The following is a 17,663-nucleotide window of genomic DNA, read 5'->3' as shown; positions in this document are numbered from 1 at the left end:
CGATCGGGTGATCCAGTGGTATCGCCATCGGTGGGGTATTGAGAACGGCTTCAAGAAACGCAAGCACTTCATGGTATAAATTATTGTCTCTCGGTCGCGTGACGGCAGTAGCAGCGAGGTGTGGCGGTGCTGACTGCACAAGCGGTGTCGGCTCTTCAACAGGGGCCGAAAAACATGAATCATATGATCCAGGGGGTGAATACCTGAGAGATGCCGCGCGTCTCTCTTCGGGCGGATAGGAGCTTGATAAGCGACTGTGAGTCGAATTTACGTATCCTCCGCCTCGGCTGTGGAGGCTCGATTTAATCACCGTAACGGGATTCACGACACCACAGATACCACTGTAGCTCGAGAGGCGGAACATCTATATCGGGTCAGATTGCTTCTCAGCGATGTCATAGAACAGTTACCACACGAAGGAGGAGGAAAGCTGAGATAGAGATGGACTCCAATGACACCCTCCCCAGAGGACGATCCAACACCGTAGTGTGGCGCTACAGCGTATAGAAGGCGTTACCTTCCATGAGACGTCGTTGTGTTCTCGACACAGTTACTGCATTCACCGTCTCAGCTTCGACATCAGCAGTGACCGTCATGATACCTTGTGGATGACCGATAGCCACTTCCTCTGTGGTGTCCGTAGCGACCTGGTTAGGGATCGTTCCTGGAAGGCGTGTTGCCGCAGCCGTGCAGCCAGCACCAGTCACTGCGTAAATAGGATGGAGATACTGCATACTCATGATTCGAGCGGTAAGGTCGATCTCGGTTGCCTTGACACAATCCGTATCCGTTTCGTAGGACTGTGGCTCGGTGACGAACGCGAGCTTCGGGAAGCCCGGCGAATCGTGAGTCGCCTGTGCGGCGTTCGTAACAATCCCGAGACGCGAACATGCGACCGAGCGGATCTCTTCGATACGTTCGAGTAGCGCAGAATCATTGTCGATGTCGTCGGGACGCTCTGTGCCGGTGAGTCCAAGTGCTTCTGCTCGGACGAAGACGACGGGCGTCGTGACATCGAGTACTGTCGCTTCGACTGACCCGGTGCTAGTTTCGAGTGTCGTTGTTGGTCCACCAAGAGGATACAGTGCGCCGGTTTTCGTCCTGCTCGGATCGTGAAACGTGGTATCGACCCGAGCGCCTGTTCCAGGGACACCGTGGATAGAAAACGATCCCTCGGTGAGAGCTCTCCTCCCATTAACGGGGAATGTCTGTGTCAGACGCGTCTCCGTATTTGTATTAAAGAGGGTGAGACTCAGTCGGTAGGGGTCTTCTGTTAGTGTCGATTCCTCCGGAATCTCAAGCATTCCTTCATCGTAGGCGAACGGACCAATGGCCGTGGTCATGTTCCCACAATTTCCTCCGTAGTCGATCATCGCCTCTTTAACACCGACCTGACCAAACGTGTATTCGATATCGACAGTGGGCCGCGAACTCGGCGAGACAATCATTAGCTTCGAGGTTGTGGAGGTTGCCCCCCCGATCCCGTCAACCTGACGGGGTTCGTGACTGCCAAAAACCGAGAGAATCGCTTCATCCTGGTGCTCAAGAGGAAGGTCACCGCCGCGGATCAGCATACCCTTACTCGTCCCACCACGGACCAGGGCACACTTGAGATGCTCCTGACTGCCAGCTCTGGCTGCCGTCCTCGATCCGTATCCCGGTATGTTCGCAGGATCTACATCCCGTGTCATTGTTCAGAAATATTCTTCCAGAGCACATCGATCGCTGGTTGCAGGTACGGGCCGACGATAACGAGTACCGTCATCACGACGAGGATGATCCGGAGTGGACTCGCGACGAAAATATCGAAGTTTCCGCCACTGAGCTGAAGTGAACGATAGAGGTTCTCCTCGGCAATCGGCCCGAGGATCAATCCCAACAGCAGTGCAATGATCGAATAGCCGTGTGCGTTCATCAGATAGCCGATCGCTCCCATCACAAGCACGACGAAGACGTCGGTGTAGTTTCCATTGAGTGAAAATGCACCGAGCACCGAAAGTACGATGATCGCCGGAATGATCAGGTCAGTGTTGATCGTTGTGATGTAGCCCATCCAGCGGATGGCCAGCAGTCCGATCGCCATAATCAGGATACCACAGATGAGGATCGTCACGAAGATCGAGTAGGTGAGCTTGATCTCATCACCGAACAGCTTTGGTCCGGGACGGAGACCATGTAACAAGAGTGCTCCAATGAGGACTGCTGTCGTCGTACTACCTGGAATACCGAATGTGAGCGTTGGGATGAGTGCTCCGCTAACGGTTGCGTTGTTCGCAGATTCTGTGGCGACAACTCCCTCTTCAGCGCCATGGCCGAATGCATCAGGGCTATCACTGGAGCGCTTTGCTTCACCATACGCGATGAACGTCGCAACGGAGCCTCCCGAGCCAGGGATTGCTCCGACTCCGAGACCGATCGCTGACGATTTTACCAGTGCTACGATGTTTGAAGCGACGTTCTGAATCCCGCTCGTGACGCTTCCATCGAGCCCAGTACTCTCCTTGGAAATGCTGCCCTCAAAGCGACTGAGCCGGAGCATTTCCGAGACAGCGAAGATACCAATGAGTGCAGCGACGAAATTGACACCATCGTAGAGACCAAAGTGTCCGAGGGTGTATCGGGGCGTCGGGGACATCGGCGCGATCCCGACAGTGGCGATAAGCGCACCAAATCCGCCCGCCATCACGTCCTTCAGGAAGGTCCCCTCTGAGACGACGATGATTAGCGAGAGTCCGAACACCGCGATGAGGAAATACTCCGGTGTACCGAATAGCAACACTATCGAGACCATCACCGGCAGCAAGAGGATGATAACCAGCGCCCCGAGAATATCTCCGATCCCCGAGGCGATCGCTGAAATCGTAAGCGCATCGACCGCGCGCCCCTGTTTGGTCATCGGGTAGCCTTCAAGCGAGGTTGCGGCTGCCGAGGCGCTTCCAGGGACATTGAACAAGATCGAGGAGATGCTTCCACCGTACATCACACCATTGTAGGCGCTGATGAGGAAGACAATCGCGGTCGTACTCTCGAACTGGAGCGTAAACGGCGTGATGATCGCCAGCGTCAGTGCACCGCCGACGCCAGGGAGCGCTCCGCCGATCATGCCGATAACCACACCGAGGAGGAGAAAAAGGACGGTTGGCCAACCGAAGGTGGTCTGAATCGCATCGATCAGAATTCCGATAGCAACCATTAGAGCACCCCCGTCATGATGTCTAGATTCATGATACCGAAGAATCCGTAGGCGACACCGATCATGAGTGCCGTCAGCAACAGTGTTCGCAGGTAAGATTGCCCGGCATAGAGCATATAGGCAATCACAAACAACGGCGTGATCCAGAACAAGCCAACGAGATAGCCAGCGATGATGTAGCTTGTGATGAGCGCAGCGAGTACGAGCATCGTATCGAGATCCGCAGTTGCGGCGTTTTCGCGATCGCTCGCTGGCGATGCCGTCGTTTCCTCTCCCGTTGATGTATCCGCGGTCGTCGTTTGGGCATCACGGACATTCGCTCTGGTATCAGGACTTACAACACGGGCCACCGTCGCGGCCACATCGAACCGCTCAACACAGATGTGGGCAACACCAGCAAGCAAGACGATACCGGACGTGAGCCGTGGGAACAGCCGTGCATCTGCACTGAAGCTATTGGCTGTAATGAACATATAGCCCGCCGCGAGCAGTATGGTCCAGAACAGTACCCGCCCGCCATCGACGAGACGAACGAACTCGACGAGGGGCTCTAAGCGGCCCGTTTCTTCACCCTCGGAGCGACGTTCGTGACTCATGAATCCAGATATTCAGTCGCGGATTCGGCGGCGATCTTCCCATAGACTGCTGCGTTCGTCTGAGCGGTGCCACCAGGGTAGTTGTCGTAAAACAGCCCCCCTGTACTGTTGCCTGCTGCGTACAGACCAGGGATCGGTTCCCCCCGGGTATCAAGTACTTCCGCGTTGGTGGTTATCTCGACACCACCGAAGCTGAACGTGATTCCACCAGTGACCGCATAAACGTAGTAGGGCGGCTCGTCGATCGGAATTGCCCAGTTGGATTTCGGTGGCGTGATCGCCTCAATCCGATTGCCATCAAGCGTCTCGGGATCGAACTCCGAGGTGGTGGTGTGGTTGTTGAACTCGCGTATGGTCTCGGCTCCGGTTGCTGGCTCACTACAGCCTGCTTCGGCGAGCACGGCTTCCAGATCCGTGCCCGTGGTCGGATCAGAGGGGCCGGTCGCCCGTGCAAGGTGGTGGGCCTTCGAATCTAAGACGATATAGGCGACATGACTGGGCTGCTCAAAGATGCGCCGACCGAACTTGGCATATGTATGTGCCCGGGCATCTTCTCCCTCATCGACGAAACGCTCGCCGTGATCGTTCACCAACAGTCCGTATTGGTAGCCATCGACACGGTTTGCCCCTCCTTCGACTGCGGGAGCATCGGCGTCAATGAGCGCCATGTGTGCGCCGCCCCACTGACCGACGAGGCGGGCACCGACGGTCTCGGCCATCGTGATCGCTTCGCCGGTGTTATGTCGGCTCCCGCGGACGGGCATTGCGTCGTAGTTCTGGCCGTAGTAGCGCACGCGTTTCTCATCGCTTGAGCCATAATCGCCCGCTGCGAGAATCACCGCATCCGCATCGAACCGAATCCGTCCGTCCGGACAGCGAGCGTCAACGCTCCGGAGCGCACCATTCGGAGCGCGATCCATTGCGGACGCCGCGGTATTGTAATGGACATCTACACCACAGTCGGTGGCCGCCTCAGTGAGCGTTTCGACGTACTCCTCGCCATCGAACCAGGTCCGGGCTGCTGTATAACCGACGGCAAGTGGCTCCATCCGCCAGTCAACCCCCTGAGCGGTGAGCCACTCGATAGTCTCACCAGCGCGCTCGACGAGCACTGCTGTGAGGTCCTCGTCGGCACGACCGTTCGTCTGGGCCATCACATCCGCGTGGAAATCCTCGGTTGTGTAGTCCTGGACTGCGAACTCATAGCCCTGTCCAAGATCGGTGCCGACTGAGGGTACTCGAAAGGACTCACTGAACCGAGTATGGCCCCCCTGCTGGTCTGCGGGGGCTTTTTCGAGGATTGCAACCGAGTGTCCGAGCTCAGCACCTCTGAGTCCGGCGACAAGACCGGCGGTGCCGCTTCCCACAACTACGATGTCGTACGTCCGTTCGTCGATATATTTGGTTTCGTTCATGGTATCACTCTTACTATCAGGTATCTCCATTCATTATTTCATCAATGTTGATGCGCTGTTGGATCGTATCGAGCGATCGTTTAAGCGCATTTCTCGCTGCCTCGTGATCGCCAAACTCGACGGTGTTACCCGTTTGTTTTGCCCATTTCTGGGCCGAATTCTTCTGAAGAGCCGTTTGCACGGCTTGCTCTAGGGTTGCCCGCTTCCCGGTGTCTGTCCCTGGTGGAAGGAACATACACCTCGTGAGCTGTCCGATGTAATCGATGCTCGAAAATCCTTCATCGGATGGGGAGGGTGCGTCTGGGAAGATCGAGCTTCCTCGACTTGAAAGAATGGTTATGGGTTCGAGATCACCCGAGGCTACCGCACCCGACGCAGCGGTATCTGTCGTCGCAACGATCGGTACTTCACCCGAGACAGCCGCTCTGATAGCGGGACCACCCCCGCCATAGCTGACGTAGCGGTCATACTCCAGGTTGTATTCCGTTCGCATCACGTTGGCCGCGACGTGAACGATCCCCCCGCGACCGAGCCCGGAGAAGATCGATAACTCGTCGGTTCGATAGCGTTCAACGAGATCACGTAGCCCCTCAACCCCAAGCTCGCTCCGAGCGAAGACTGCATACGGAGTCTGTCCGTACGTACAAACCGGAACGAGCGAGCGTATGTCCCAGCTCGGCTGATAGACGAGATAGGAGATCGGTGTTGAGGGAGGATTGAACACACCGAATGAATAGCCGTCCGACTCTGTCTGGACGAGTTCACCGGTACCTTTCAATGAAGACGCACCAGGAGCGTTCCTGATCGCAACGCTCACATCGAGTACCTCGGACAGCTTAGGCATAATCTGCCGAGCGTATGTGTCAGTACCGCCGCCTTGGCCAAACGGAACGATACACGAGAGCGATTCGCTTGGGTAGGCTGCTCCCACCTGGCCACTGTTGTTGTTACAACCTGCCAACGCTGTGATACCGATCGTCGTGCTCGCCAGGAACGACCGCCGCGAGATACGGTATTGCCTATCACTCATCGCAACGAAGTCCAGTCAATACCACATATATAAATATTCCTATTTAGAGCGATGTCTCCTTATGATGAACGATCCGAGATATGTGAAGATAGCATCAGCGGTACTGTAGATCGAGTTCGATCTCGTTGACTGTTCTGAGAAGGGTATTGCTGATTTCATCCTCAAAGTGATCGTTATCCAAGCGATGTGGAGACACAGAGAGGCTGATCGCACCGATTGGTTCTCTACGAGTATCAGAGCGGATCGGTACACCTATCCCTGTTAATCCACTGATTGATTCTTCGTTGCTGATTGAGTAGCCCCGCTCACGGATCGCTGCTAGTTCGTCAGCAAGATCCGCTCGGGTCGTGATCGTTGCCGGAGTGTAGCTGGGCATCCCCCGCTGATCGAGAATAGCGTCAACACGTACTTCGGGGAGCGTTGAGAGGATCGCCTTTCCAGCAGAACTGGCGTGTAAGTGCACTCGCTTGCCGATATGCGCATCAACTAAGATCGCGTTCTCTCCGGTCGCCACATGGATGTAGTAGCCATAGCCATTCTCCTCGACAATGAACTGGATACGTTCGCCAGTTTGGCTAGCGAGACTATCGACCTTCGGAATGATTAGCTCGTATGCGGGAGTTCGAGCTCGGGCGTGCCCGCCCTTGTTCAGGAACTCCAGTCCGATATGATAGCCCTGGTCGTTGCGAGTGAGGTAGCCGAGCGATTCGAGAGTCGTTAGATACCCATGGACGGTACTCTCAGCAAGGTCGACTGCAACCGCAATCTCACTCAGCTTCGCACCCTCAAGTCGCTGCACTGTATCAAGAATCGTCGTGGCCGTCTCGATTGTCTTCAGGGAACGTCCCGGTGATTCCCATTCACTCATACTACCCAACTGGACTCATATGACTTTACATATTGTGAACTAACACCAATCCTACATTCACAATCTTCGTTAGCGATCACTAAGTATAGTAGCACTGAACTCCTACGCAGCGGGGAATATACGGGCTGTATTACTGTTGAGCCATGATCTGCTGATCGTTAGTCCTAAATATAATTTGAATGATTATCTAATTATATCCGTGTAAGTCGGTGACGAGGTAGCACCAATCACGAGAGTCAAATGCACTATTGGAGTTTATTTCTATTACAATTATGTGTATCTAACATCTCCAAGGTTATATTGTATTTGTATATATTAAATTAATAGATATTAAAATGGTTTTAACTCGCGCGCAGAAGGATAAACACCAGCTATCATTCCCCGTTAGGCGATCTTTGACTGCTGTCTCCTTCGACGTACACTACCAACAGAAGGCGATACGAACTACAGATGGCCCTATGTGAGGCGTTGGACCACGTCTTACTACAGTTGTGTCCAATTGCTTCTACAAGTACGTAGGCTGATAGCAATGATGAGTAGATGTGAGATGAGACTGGAATGCTTTGTTGAATAGGGTATGGCTGGGCTCATTGTGTTGAGCAGGTGCGTTCGAGGGTGGCGACGGCCCAACATGAGGATGCATTCTCTAAACTCGTGGTACCACGCCTACGTTCGCACAGCAGAGCCGAGCGAGCGCTTTGTCGTCGAATATGACGTTTTACCCCGCAGTGTTGGTTGTAGAGAGCATCATTAATGGGGGCGGAGGCGTACGGTGTGTGGATACTGTGTTTGATCAAGTGTGCTTCCACTGGACAAAAAGACAATAACCACGGAAAGACGCGGAGCCGAGACTTACACACTGATCATCATAGCAGATATTCGACGACGTTGATCCCCACCACGGCCAGGAACACAGGAATGAACACCGGCATCAACGCCGCGACACACGACAAGATACCGCCTTGGACTTACTGACGGCCATACCCGGGAGCAGCATCCGTCCGACGGATCCCGTCGCTTCCAACCAACTCTGTCGCACCTGCGTTGTCTGTCCCCACCATCACCCGAATCAAGCCTTTCAGGATCAGATACATCGTGTACAAGCCAAAGCCCAGCGTGATAATCTGAGCAACGTTGATCCCAGCCGAACTAGCACACAATACCTGTTCGGCTTCCGAGATACCGACTTATGCTGGCACGATCGGCAACAACACACCAACGTTACGCTTGGGGAGTACTACTACCATGCTGGTATTGTCAAGGGAAGGTGGTGAAAATCCCACACCGGTGATGCCTCGACTATAGGATATCCGATAGCGATCCCAATAGGCCACTGCCAGTAGGAGGTTCTGCCCTGCGCTCGATCTCTCCGAAGAAGTCAAAGCAAACGAGATCATTGACACCACCGTAGAGAGCGGCCTGCTTTCCGGTAAATCGCCAACGGAATACGTTACGGTGGCAATCTACGCCGCTACAGTACTGTGTAACGAGAAGAAGACCCAACGCGAGGTCGCCGCAGTAGCAGAGGTAACCATAGTGACCATCCACAACCCTATCAAGAATAGATCGAGGTGATGGACAGCCCCTAGCGTAGTTTCATCGAACCATCACGGTTCGGTGAACGACGTGGTGATCTCTCTTTTCTACGGACTTGGAATCGATCTATCTCGGAGACAGAACAGTGAATTGAAGACAAGACGTATCCCGCCTGATGCCGTACTATTCTTTGTGGCGCAGCCGCTTCGCTTTCGTTATTCGTCCCAATCATGGGATGATCAACGTGTTCGACAACAGATTCTTCAACCGCTCCGGGGCAATATCGGTGCTCGAGCAGTGACTCCTCGGTTCGATATCAATGGGGGATGGGATACCCACCGCTTTGAGATGACGAACGGAGATGTCGCGTTGTTCGCCCGCCAGAACGGCGAGGCCTACTGGATGGGCAACACCGAAACACCGAATTCGCTCTGGCAGACTGATAAATTCGACTGGGACGAAGTACCCTATCACGTCTCGCGCTGGGCCCAGCGTGAACTCCTCGCAACACTCCACGAGGAGGATCCGTGGCTCGCCGATTACCCTCACCTTTCGTGGTTTTTCCTGCCGGTATTTATGTCGAAAGACGGTCGTGACTCGACGCGAGCGTTCTTCCGAGATCATGCGGCGGGATTTCCAGATGCCAGCTGGCGTGAGACGACTCGATTCTTTGAGGACGTTCTTACTACCGGCGCGCTGGACGAGTATCGACACACGATGGCCGGCAAACTCGGTACCAGCGATCATGTCAATCGTGTCCGCATGAGTGCCGCGATGGGCGAATTCATCGCCGCGAGGATCATCGTCGATGCGGGCTACACCATTGTCCCGGAGATCGAAGTGACGACTGGACACTCCCTAGACTACCGGGCGACCGACGCCGCGACGAACGTCCTCGTCGAGGTAACCCGTCCACAGCAGCCCCAAACCCGCGTCGCCGCCGGTCCCGTCGCTGCTGTTCGGGATACTGTCGAGACGAAAACAAATGGACAGCTCGCCAAACATGGAGGAGGCGCTATCCTCTTCGTTGATTGCTCGAGTTTTAGTGGGGAGCAGTGGGCCGCGGTTCGGAACGACCAACCGGCTGTTCACCACCGGCCAGTCATCGTCTATCGCGCCCGACCAAGTGGTCTGATTGAGGGTTACCGGAAGGGATCGATCCCACTCGAATTTGGGGGGGCGCTCACGTTCGTTGACTGAGATAGGTGCTCGACAACCATGACTATCCGACAACAAAACACGACTCTGCCGATTGACGGTCGACACCGGATACAGTGATTGTTCAATCGCGGCTGAGTCAGCCAATCCGTCGGCAGCGATACGTCCTCGCTGACGTTCGGTAATGTCACCTACCGCTATTCTTCCTTACTACGCTGTGGTTCCAACGGGAGCTGGATCAACATCCTCATACGTTTTGTCGAACGAGCAAATCGGCAACTCGCGAGTTTCGGCAGTCGCCGCATAGAAGGTATCGAACGGTATCATCCCGTCCTCGAAATAGGTGACCGCCTTCAAGACGATCTGCTGCTCGTGCTCGTCATCGATTGCGGTGGGGATGCGGTTCAATCGGGATGATTGCCACTCCTGTCAGTGTCGCCCCTTGGCGTATCCATATCGCCCTTCTCTGTACATGAGGAGTAGGATAGAAACGACGATCCGCCCCACGATGAGAAGGCCACCGAAGCGAACACCGATCATCGCAACCGAGACCGCCTCCGGAACAATGCCCACGCTGAGACCCCCCGTTCGAATCACGACCGATTCGGGGACAAGTAGTCCGCCACCGAACAACGCAAGCGCCACCCAAAATATCAAATTATGTAGTAGTACAGATGTCCACCGTTTGAGGACCATACATCTACTTGATAAACAGTTACAATAGTCGTTCGGGTGTTCAAGCGATGACGAAACTTGTGATTCTGTTGTATTGTCGCTCACTTGAAAACAGTGCCAGTTCGTCGTTACCCACTGTCACGGTTCAAGGCGTCATCACGGTGTATACCCTCCGGATGAGGGTCTCAGATCTGTCTGATGCTATCGTTGGCAGTGGCAACTGGTGATGGCTCTACGCATACAGGATTTGCTATAGCGACATGAAGTTTATACACACCATGCATATCCTTGTGATATCGACCGTTGGTTGTACAGACTGTGACGGTCTGGAAATACACAACACATGTACGTAAGCTGTTCGTATCCCGCTACCAACCGAACATGACCGACTCAGATCCACCCCGGACCACGGTATACCGGCTTCTTCTGAGAAAACCAGAGGTAGGATCGTGAGCAACGAGACCAATACTGTACCCACCGAACGATCGCACACGTCAGACGATCCTCTTGTGGTTCGACGAACTCGCTGCCAGAGCTAACCTTCCAACCGAGATCGACGGTCAGAAGCCGATTCCACAGACGGCCCGACGCTTATTCAGCGACACAGGAGACGATCCTCGCTGAAGTGGGCGACATCGCTGCTGAACAGGGCAGCGCGAGTGCCGAAGTGGTGCTCCAAGAGTATCTCTTTCCGGACCGACGGCGCCAACTCCGCAGGCAGTACATGCGTGAGCGACTTGCGCAGGCCTTTGGGAGAAACCACCATGAAAATCAATGTTGGAACAGCGATTGAAGACGCTCAATAGAGCTGTGTCAGTTCTGAGTCGGTGGAATCGATATGGTACAGCGCTGTCTCTCCTTCGGGACATTGTTGGCGAAAATCATCCGCCGAATCAAACGCCCTCCCGGGGGCTGTTTTCATGGCTATCCGTATCACCTCTTCATTAACTTCTATGAGGCTCGAAAATATCTGTCCGACGGTTGTTTGCCGTGTACTTTTGCGTACGCCTCCCGAGCTCGCTTGGCATCGGCAGCATCCGTGATACTACCAGAAATCCATGTGTCACCAAAGGGAGAATAGTTATTGAAATCCACCGTGAGCCACGTCCGCAGCAATCGCTCCGCAACCCGTTTAGCGTACGGGGTGAGCTCCGTCATAGAGTGATCTGCCCCCGGTGGGAACGCATCGCGGAGCTCACAGGTCAATCTGAAGCCCCAGTCCATGAACTCTCCCCGTGCCGGTGAGTAGAAGATCGAGTCGCTACAGTTTCCGTCCACATCCGAACTAAGGACATCAGCTGGATCCACAGTGACACTGCTGTTCGGTCCCTCCGCATGGAAGTCGCCCATCGATTCGAACTCGTGTCGTACTAACTCAACGACGGCAGCGTCTTCGTCAGATAGATCAACCATGATGCGTTCATCTTCGCTTGACACTATAAGGATCCTGTCGCCTATAGCAGATACCATCAGCGACAAATGGGGCCAGAGGTTGCTTCGATCACCGGAGCGATCGCTTCAGAAGAGCTGTTCGAGATCCGTGAGATCGTTCACCGTCCATTGGTACGTGGTGGAGACAGGAACCACTGGAAATAGTGGTGGTGGCTCGTCGCGCCTTGGTCGAATTTTTACTGGAAATCCGGTGTGTTTACCAGCGAAATCATATCGAAGGTGAACCCTTGTAAACGATGTTGTCCCCCTGGCTTCAGTCGTTGTGATCGAGCCGTCGACCATGTCCAGCACGGCAGATGACCAAATTATGAGAGAATAAAGATAGCTCTTTATGAGTGAGAGGGATATATTAATCTCGGTCAACTGTGACAGACGCACGTGAGAGCTGGGGCGACTGGTATGAGAAGGTAGAGGGCGATGTCGATCCGGCCGTCGTGGAGCTACGAGAACAGCTTGAAGAAGAGGACAAGGACAGTGTCCTGGATGTCGGCTGTGGCGCAGGGCGTCACTTGCTATACCTGACACAGAACGAGTTCGACGCACATGGGTTCGACTTCTCTGAGTCGGCGGTCGCCAAACTGAAAGAGAAACTGGACGAACTCGGCGCCGAGGCGGACGTACAAGTGGCGGACATGGCCGAGAAGTTCCCCTACGACGGGGAGCAGTTCGACGCCGTGCTGGCGATCAGATCCATCCACCACGCGGACCTGAGCACGATTAACCACTCCGTAGATGAGATATTCAGGGTCCTGCGATCCTCTGGCCTGATCTACGTTCAGGTTCCGACGTACGAGAAACTAGAGAAACTGCAGGGAGACGGCGAGGAGTTCGAGGAGGTCGAGCCTGGGACGAACATCCCGCTCGAGGGTCCCGAGGAGGGGGTCCCCCATCATAACTTCAAGAGAGAGGAGGTACACGAAATCTTCTCCGACTTCGAGATCGAGGACCTCGACAAGAGAGACGACCACTACAACCTGCTAGCGCGCAAGCTCTCGTAATCTCGTCTCATGCATACTTCAAGGTGGAGCCTCCGACCTCACGGAGTCGTTCGAAAGATCTGGGATCGTTCGTGATCTCACAAGAGCCGCGCTCTTGCGGACCTCTCGGAGGTCCTCTACGCTTAGTGACGAAAAAGCAAAGCTCTCTCGAGCCACGACCTTTCCGCTTCCATCGAAGACGATACCCAGCTGTGCCGGTTCGGTCAGCCACGCCCGTCTCCTCACGTTTGGCCTCCTCGCCGAGCGTCTTTCGTGTATTTCTGGGTGGAACGATATCGAGATCGAGCTAGGTGGCCATCAGCTTGCCTGATAGAATCTAGCGATAGAGTCGATATGGCAATACCAGCAAGCTATGAGACAGTTGTACATACATTTAATACAGCGAGAAAATAGCCAATAGTATGTCTACTCCGTCACGCCCACAGCACACGAGCAAGTCGTCAGATCAGCCGACCACCTTCCCGCTTGAGACGCTGACAGATAATCAACGACGAACCCTAACTCACTATCTCGACGCCAAATATTGAAGCGTGAATGCAGTGGAATCGATCTCGTTTGTTCGAGTACTACTTCGTGACAAGCCTGGCATGGTTCTCACACCCCTTGTCCTGCCGAGTGACAGCGAATACACGCCCAAGATAACCATTCAAGAACTCGTTGAGGCGCTCGACCTGAACTATCATGTCTGCAGGAACGACGATCTGTATGTGGCCCGTATCTCTTGGCGACTTGAGTTGCTCTCACGGGCAGACGAGCACGCGACCAATTTTCACTACCGGATGGGGGTATTTTTGGAGTATTCACCGGCCGATCTGAGGCATTACTTTGAGTCAGAACCGGCAGATACGCATCCAGAGGAGCTCGTTCGCAGCGGCGTCTTTCAGCCCCACGTAGCCTATACGAAGTTCTTACCCCAACGCTTCGATGATTCGGTCGACGGATATGAACGAGCTATCGAACGAGGCAAAGCGATCTATGAACAGATCACCTCGTTTGCCGATGAACAGGACCATGCACACCTGGACGCGTATATAAATTATTTCTATGATATGGCTGTCCACAAGTGTTCTCCGCAAAAATAAATCGTCGCCACCGATCTCTTCGTCTCCCACGGAGTCGTCACCAGCTCCGGGCAACTGCTCTGCACATCACCGCCGATTCAACTCTTGTTTCGGCGGTGATGAGTACAGTGGGATTATTAAACGAACCGTTTCAAGCCGGGGCCTCAGAACCTATTTTGGTGATGTTCCTCGAATTACACAAATTTGGCGGCCAAATGACGGTTCACGAGACGACGTTCAACACCAGTGTGACCACAGCCAGCAGAAGGTACACGTGTTGCCCACTGACCGAGTAGTCGCCAGCGCGTCTGTGGACGATAACGGCACCGACGAAGTATACAACGAGACCGACTGCGGCGGCCGTCCCGATCGGTGGCACTGGCACACCGATGCCGATCAGCAACCCGAGCGCGCCCGCTGTGCCTTCAGGGTGCCCAGCATCGGCAGCCACGATTCCTTCACGTCTACCTCGGCCATGGATTCGAGGATGACCTCTGGGGGGCGAAAGAAGGCTACCGCTGAGATACCGACAGCGACAATAGTCAGAATATTTATAGAAATATGGGCGGTAGATATGGTGAGTGCCATGATTTATTCTTGTACGTTTTGCGCGGGAATTCGTTCATCATGTTCCATCCGCGTCTTCGACTTTGCGATCACACACAGATGGCCGGATTCGATTTCGAACGGAATATTAACGAGATTAATGTAGTTTTGCGTCACATTCAGCCACGTGATTTCGACAATCTCTCGATCGTCGAAATGCGGTCGGAGCTCTTTGAACGTGGCGACGGAGATAGTCTTGCGCGTGGCTCCCTCTGCATACGCCAGCGCCACACGTTCCTGATCAGAAAAGAGCGGACTCGTCTGGTACTCCGCAAGCTCGTTGAACGTCTCCATCCCACGGTTCCTGCGGATCGCCCCTGACTGCCCAAAGCCCACACAAAAGCCACGCCCGTTGCTCTCTGAGGTGAGCATCCCCACCATGGGCTTGAGTTCAGGCTCAATCTGGATTCCATTCGCATGGAACGGGTGGTTAAGTCCCAGAGACTCCGGTAGACAGGCAGTCACGACCTTCACCGTTCCGGGCTTCCGTTGCACCATCCAGTAGCCGAACCGCATTTTGAGTCCATCGGGCTTCTCGATTGACTCTGGTCGTAGAACCATAGATTCACGTACGAGAGCACGGAGGATGGATATTCGCTGCAACATGTTTCATTCGACGGCCAGTCGCACAACTCCGAGCGAAGATCTCAGTGTATCGAGCCAGTCGACTCAGAGGGATACTGGCGTACCCAAACGCCGGCGTCCTCTTGTGCACCGTGGATCGTCTTTAAACAGCCACCGATTTACTCAATTGGCTCTGCGAAAAACTCCTTGATAACCGTCTCTTCGGCGTTGTGGAGCACCCTGCTCGCCGTCGATTTGCTGACAGTGAGTGTGACCGCAAGATCGGTGAGCGAACACTCGCGGGGGCTGTCGTAGTAGCCGCGCTGGACAGCCTTGATCATGAATCGTCGTTGGCGGTCGGTCAACAGATCCACCGGATCGGTCGTTTGTGTTACCGAGACGACTCATACGTGAAGCCAGTGTCCTCGAACTCGGCTTTGAGCTTCGACAACCGCTCGTGTGAGGTCGTCAGGTCGAACGTTATCCATCCAGCTCGTAGGGTGAGTGGGAATTGTACAAGGTTTCCGGAAGCCAAGATTGCGCGAACTGGTGGTGGAATGGACGGCATCTCATACTGGATCAGAACGGATTGGTCGTCGGTGTGGAGCACGTCATGGGAGAGCGGAACGTCATCGAAATACCGAAGGACGGCCTGACGGTGCTCCGTTGGTGCTTCGAACGCGACGAAGAGTCCACTGTCCACAAGGGAAGGCAGCGAGTATCCGGAACTCCTTGTCAGGATGATCGGTTGAAAACTCGAACGCACCCCCCGGAAGTTTGAACTGCAATCGGGTGTGGGACATCTACTGCTCTGTTCGATCCCTAACCACTTCTGCTTTAACGCGAACATGTATCGCTCCCGGACCGCATTTTTGTGGATTCGCGATACCGAAACACCGCTTTCTCTTTTTTCTTTGCTTCGATCATCACATCGGCACCAGTTTCGTAGGTTCGGATCGGTCCCGCAACGTAATCACTGTGGTTCTGTGGTCGAATCGACGGATCGGCTTCGTGCAGTCGCCGGGATTCGCTGTAGTGGATGATCGGTGTCGTGTCCCACGTCGCTGTCGCGCGCGTGATCGCCTCCTGGCGGGTCAGTCCACGACTCGTGAATTGGTGGTGAAGCTCATCATAGGTGATCGGAACGTCGATGCGATCATGAACAGCCTCAATCAACTCAGGAATGCTCCAGAGTGATTCTGTGTCATCATTTTCGACAGTCAAACGGTGTCGAACAGATTGTGAGAGTCGCTGAAAGTGCTCACAGAATCGTTTTCCGGTGGTCTCCTTATCACCATAATGTGCGCCGATGTGGACGTTGATCGCGTTGTAGGGTGTCCGCGACAGGTCCATCGCGTCACACAGCGCGCCGTGATTTTCTAGGTCGATTAGCGATCGCTCGACAACGCCCTCGTCGGTACTCGCCAACTTCACAAAGTGACCGGGATGAAAGGTGAGCCGAAGGTCATGCTCGCGGGCAAGCGTGCCGATCTCTTCGAATAAACGACGGATTTCGGTTGCGTTCGGCAAGTCATCGAGTTCGTACTGGCTGAACCAAGGAAGCAGATCCGAACTGATACGATAATAGTAGATGCCGTTGTCGAGATTCCACTCGATGATGCGTTTGAGATCACGGCAATTCTGGACAGTGAGGGTACCAGCGTATTCAAGCCCGCGATCCTCGAAAGTCGCCTTGCGCATCCCACGATTCGTACGGATGTCCTCCTCACGAAGAGTCACATTCATTACAGCATAGCCATAGCGTGTCATGGGACCATTGTCTACAGCTACGCGCTGCTATCTGCTACCATCTTCGCTTTCGTTGCTGTCTGCAACGGGTATTTCCAGTTCACGGGATCAACAGTCATTCATATCAAAAAACAGTGTAACAGCATTCAGTATTAGCATGGCGAGAGTTCTACACGCAGATAGTGTACTTCAATCCGAATGTGGTTACAGAGAATTACAAGACATACGAAAACGAGATACAGTGGCGTGACGACGATGAGGAACTACAACTGTGGAAAGACGGTGAAACGGGGTATCCAATGGTGGATGCCGGAATGCGACAACTGCGGGCAGAAGCGTTCATGCACAACCGAACGCGGCTGATCGTTGGCTCGTTTCTGACCAAAGATCTCATGCAAGACTGGCGGGACGGATACAACTGGTTTCGTGCACTGCTCGTCGATCACGATACGGCAAGCGAGAACGGCAATTGGCAGTGGGTCGGATCGACAGGGGCGGACGCACAGCCGTACTTCCGTGTGTTCAACCCGATGACACAAGGCGAACGGTACGATCCCGACGCCAAGCACATCAAGCAGTACGTGCCCGAACTCCGTGACGTGGCACCCGACAAGATCCACCAGTGGCACGAACTCGAAGACGATGAACGCGATGAGATCGCCCCTGACTATCCTGCCCCGATCGTCGATCACAAAGAACGGAGAGAGCGAGCGATCGAAATGTTCGAAACGGCACGCGGAAAAGAGTAGCAGTATCGATCAG

18 protein-coding genes and 2 pseudogenes are annotated in these 17,663 nt (G+C 54.3%); 6 read left to right on the top strand and 14 right to left on the bottom strand.

Translation table 11 applies throughout. The features are described from left to right. Nucleotides 1-494: 494 nt before the first annotated feature. The 6 genes from MW046_RS13750 to MW046_RS13725 all read right to left on the bottom strand — a co-directional run bounded on the left by MW046_RS13750 (nucleotide 495) and on the right by MW046_RS13725 (nucleotide 7,102). The gene (locus MW046_RS13750) at nucleotides 495-1,691 is read right to left on the bottom strand and encodes a PrpF domain-containing protein (RefSeq protein ID WP_282190237.1); all 1,197 of its coding nucleotides are present in this window, start codon (nucleotides 1,689-1,691) and stop codon (nucleotides 495-497) included. Beyond that, on the bottom strand, nucleotides 1,688-3,193 hold the full coding sequence (locus MW046_RS13745; protein ID WP_247995153.1) for a tripartite tricarboxylate transporter permease: 1,506 nt from the start codon (nucleotides 3,191-3,193) through the stop codon (nucleotides 1,688-1,690). The genes MW046_RS13750 and MW046_RS13745 overlap by 4 nt, the downstream gene beginning before the upstream one ends. Beyond that, on the bottom strand, nucleotides 3,193-3,789 hold the full coding sequence (locus MW046_RS13740) for a tripartite tricarboxylate transporter TctB family protein (protein ID WP_247995152.1): 597 nt from the start codon (nucleotides 3,787-3,789) through the stop codon (nucleotides 3,193-3,195). The genes MW046_RS13745 and MW046_RS13740 overlap by 1 nt, the downstream gene beginning before the upstream one ends. Continuing rightward, nucleotides 3,786-5,204 carry an FAD-dependent tricarballylate dehydrogenase TcuA gene (tcuA, locus tag MW046_RS13735; protein ID WP_247995151.1) on the bottom strand — a complete coding sequence of 473 codons (1,419 nt, stop codon included), beginning with the start codon at nucleotides 5,202-5,204 and terminating at the stop codon, nucleotides 3,786-3,788. Before tcuA ends, MW046_RS13740 begins: the two co-directional genes overlap by 4 nt. A 16-nt stretch (nucleotides 5,205-5,220) precedes the next feature. Beyond that, a complete protein-coding gene (locus tag MW046_RS13730) occupies nucleotides 5,221-6,234 on the bottom strand; it encodes a Bug family tripartite tricarboxylate transporter substrate binding protein (RefSeq protein WP_247995150.1) in 1,014 nt (337 codons plus the stop codon). Nucleotides 6,235-6,328: 94 nt separating this feature from the next. Continuing rightward, on the bottom strand, nucleotides 6,329-7,102 hold the full coding sequence (locus MW046_RS13725; RefSeq protein ID WP_247995149.1) for an IclR family transcriptional regulator: 774 nt from the start codon (nucleotides 7,100-7,102) through the stop codon (nucleotides 6,329-6,331). A 1,344-nt stretch (nucleotides 7,103-8,446) separates the two neighbouring features. Here MW046_RS13725 and MW046_RS13720 point away from each other — a divergent pair. Beyond that, nucleotides 8,447-8,677, top strand: a pseudogene (locus MW046_RS13720) (transcription initiation factor IIB); the annotation flags it as partial. Nucleotides 8,678-8,830: 153 nt separating this feature from the next. After that, a complete protein-coding gene (locus tag MW046_RS13715) occupies nucleotides 8,831-9,838 on the top strand; it encodes a DUF5784 family protein (RefSeq protein WP_247995148.1) in 1,008 nt (335 codons plus the stop codon). Nucleotides 9,839-10,006: 168 nt separating this feature from the next. On the opposite strand, the gene MW046_RS13710 is transcribed toward MW046_RS13715, so the two are convergent. Further along, the gene (locus MW046_RS13710) at nucleotides 10,007-10,204 is read right to left on the bottom strand and encodes a hypothetical protein (protein ID WP_247995147.1); all 198 of its coding nucleotides are present in this window, start codon (nucleotides 10,202-10,204) and stop codon (nucleotides 10,007-10,009) included. Nucleotides 10,205-10,225: 21 nt separating this feature from the next. After that, entirely contained in the window at nucleotides 10,226-10,492 is a 267-nt protein-coding gene (locus MW046_RS13705) for a hypothetical protein (RefSeq protein ID WP_247995146.1), read from the bottom strand. 604 nt (nucleotides 10,493-11,096) lie between these two features. Between MW046_RS13705 and MW046_RS13700 the strand changes: the two genes are divergently transcribed. Continuing rightward, entirely contained in the window at nucleotides 11,097-11,264 is a 168-nt protein-coding gene (locus MW046_RS13700; protein ID WP_247995145.1) for a hypothetical protein, read from the top strand. Between the two features lie 158 nt (nucleotides 11,265-11,422). Here MW046_RS13700 and MW046_RS13695 read toward each other — a convergent pair whose 3' ends face one another. Next, nucleotides 11,423-11,884, bottom strand: coding sequence for a hypothetical protein (locus MW046_RS13695; RefSeq protein WP_247995144.1), 462 nt, complete (start codon nucleotides 11,882-11,884; stop codon nucleotides 11,423-11,425). Between the two features lie 404 nt (nucleotides 11,885-12,288). On the opposite strand from MW046_RS13695, the gene MW046_RS13690 reads away from it, so the two are divergent. Then, complete coding sequence (locus tag MW046_RS13690) at nucleotides 12,289-12,921, top strand: class I SAM-dependent methyltransferase (RefSeq protein WP_247995143.1); 633 nt, start codon at nucleotides 12,289-12,291, stop codon at nucleotides 12,919-12,921. Nucleotides 12,922-13,460: 539 nt separating this feature from the next. Next, the gene (locus MW046_RS13685) at nucleotides 13,461-14,003 is read left to right on the top strand and encodes a hypothetical protein (RefSeq protein WP_247995142.1); all 543 of its coding nucleotides are present in this window, start codon (nucleotides 13,461-13,463) and stop codon (nucleotides 14,001-14,003) included. Between the two features lie 202 nt (nucleotides 14,004-14,205). Here the strand turns inward: MW046_RS13685 and MW046_RS13680 are convergent, their stop codons facing one another. The 5 genes from MW046_RS13680 to uvsE all read right to left on the bottom strand — a co-directional run bounded on the left by MW046_RS13680 (nucleotide 14,206) and on the right by uvsE (nucleotide 16,922). Beyond that, nucleotides 14,206-14,433 carry a DoxX family protein gene (locus MW046_RS13680; protein ID WP_247995141.1) on the bottom strand — a complete coding sequence of 76 codons (228 nt, stop codon included), beginning with the start codon at nucleotides 14,431-14,433 and terminating at the stop codon, nucleotides 14,206-14,208. 140 nt (nucleotides 14,434-14,573) lie between these two features. Further along, nucleotides 14,574-15,149, bottom strand: coding sequence for a carboxymuconolactone decarboxylase family protein (locus tag MW046_RS13675; RefSeq protein WP_247995140.1), 576 nt, complete (start codon nucleotides 15,147-15,149; stop codon nucleotides 14,574-14,576). A 182-nt stretch (nucleotides 15,150-15,331) separates the two neighbouring features. After that, entirely contained in the window at nucleotides 15,332-15,526 is a 195-nt protein-coding gene (locus MW046_RS13670; protein ID WP_247995139.1) for a helix-turn-helix domain-containing protein, read from the bottom strand. A 17-nt stretch (nucleotides 15,527-15,543) separates the two neighbouring features. Next, nucleotides 15,544-15,855, bottom strand: coding sequence for a hypothetical protein (locus MW046_RS13665; RefSeq protein WP_247995138.1), 312 nt, complete (start codon nucleotides 15,853-15,855; stop codon nucleotides 15,544-15,546). A gap of 134 nt (nucleotides 15,856-15,989) precedes the next feature. Then, nucleotides 15,990-16,922, bottom strand: a complete 933-nt coding sequence (gene uvsE / locus MW046_RS13660; protein WP_282190236.1) for a UV DNA damage repair endonuclease UvsE — start codon at nucleotides 16,920-16,922, stop codon at nucleotides 15,990-15,992. Between the two features lie 125 nt (nucleotides 16,923-17,047). Between uvsE and MW046_RS13655 the strand changes: the two are divergent. Beyond that, nucleotides 17,048-17,650, top strand: a pseudogene (locus MW046_RS13655) (FAD-binding domain-containing protein); the annotation flags it as partial. Nucleotides 17,651-17,663: the final 13 nt, after the last annotated feature.

It is taken from the genome of Halocatena salina (genome assembly GCF_023115355.1).
Lineage (GTDB): Archaea > Halobacteriota > Halobacteria > Halobacteriales > Haloarculaceae > Halocatena > Halocatena salina.
Note: the sequence above shows the minus strand (reverse complement) of the source record. Positions and strands in the feature narration are given on the sequence as shown.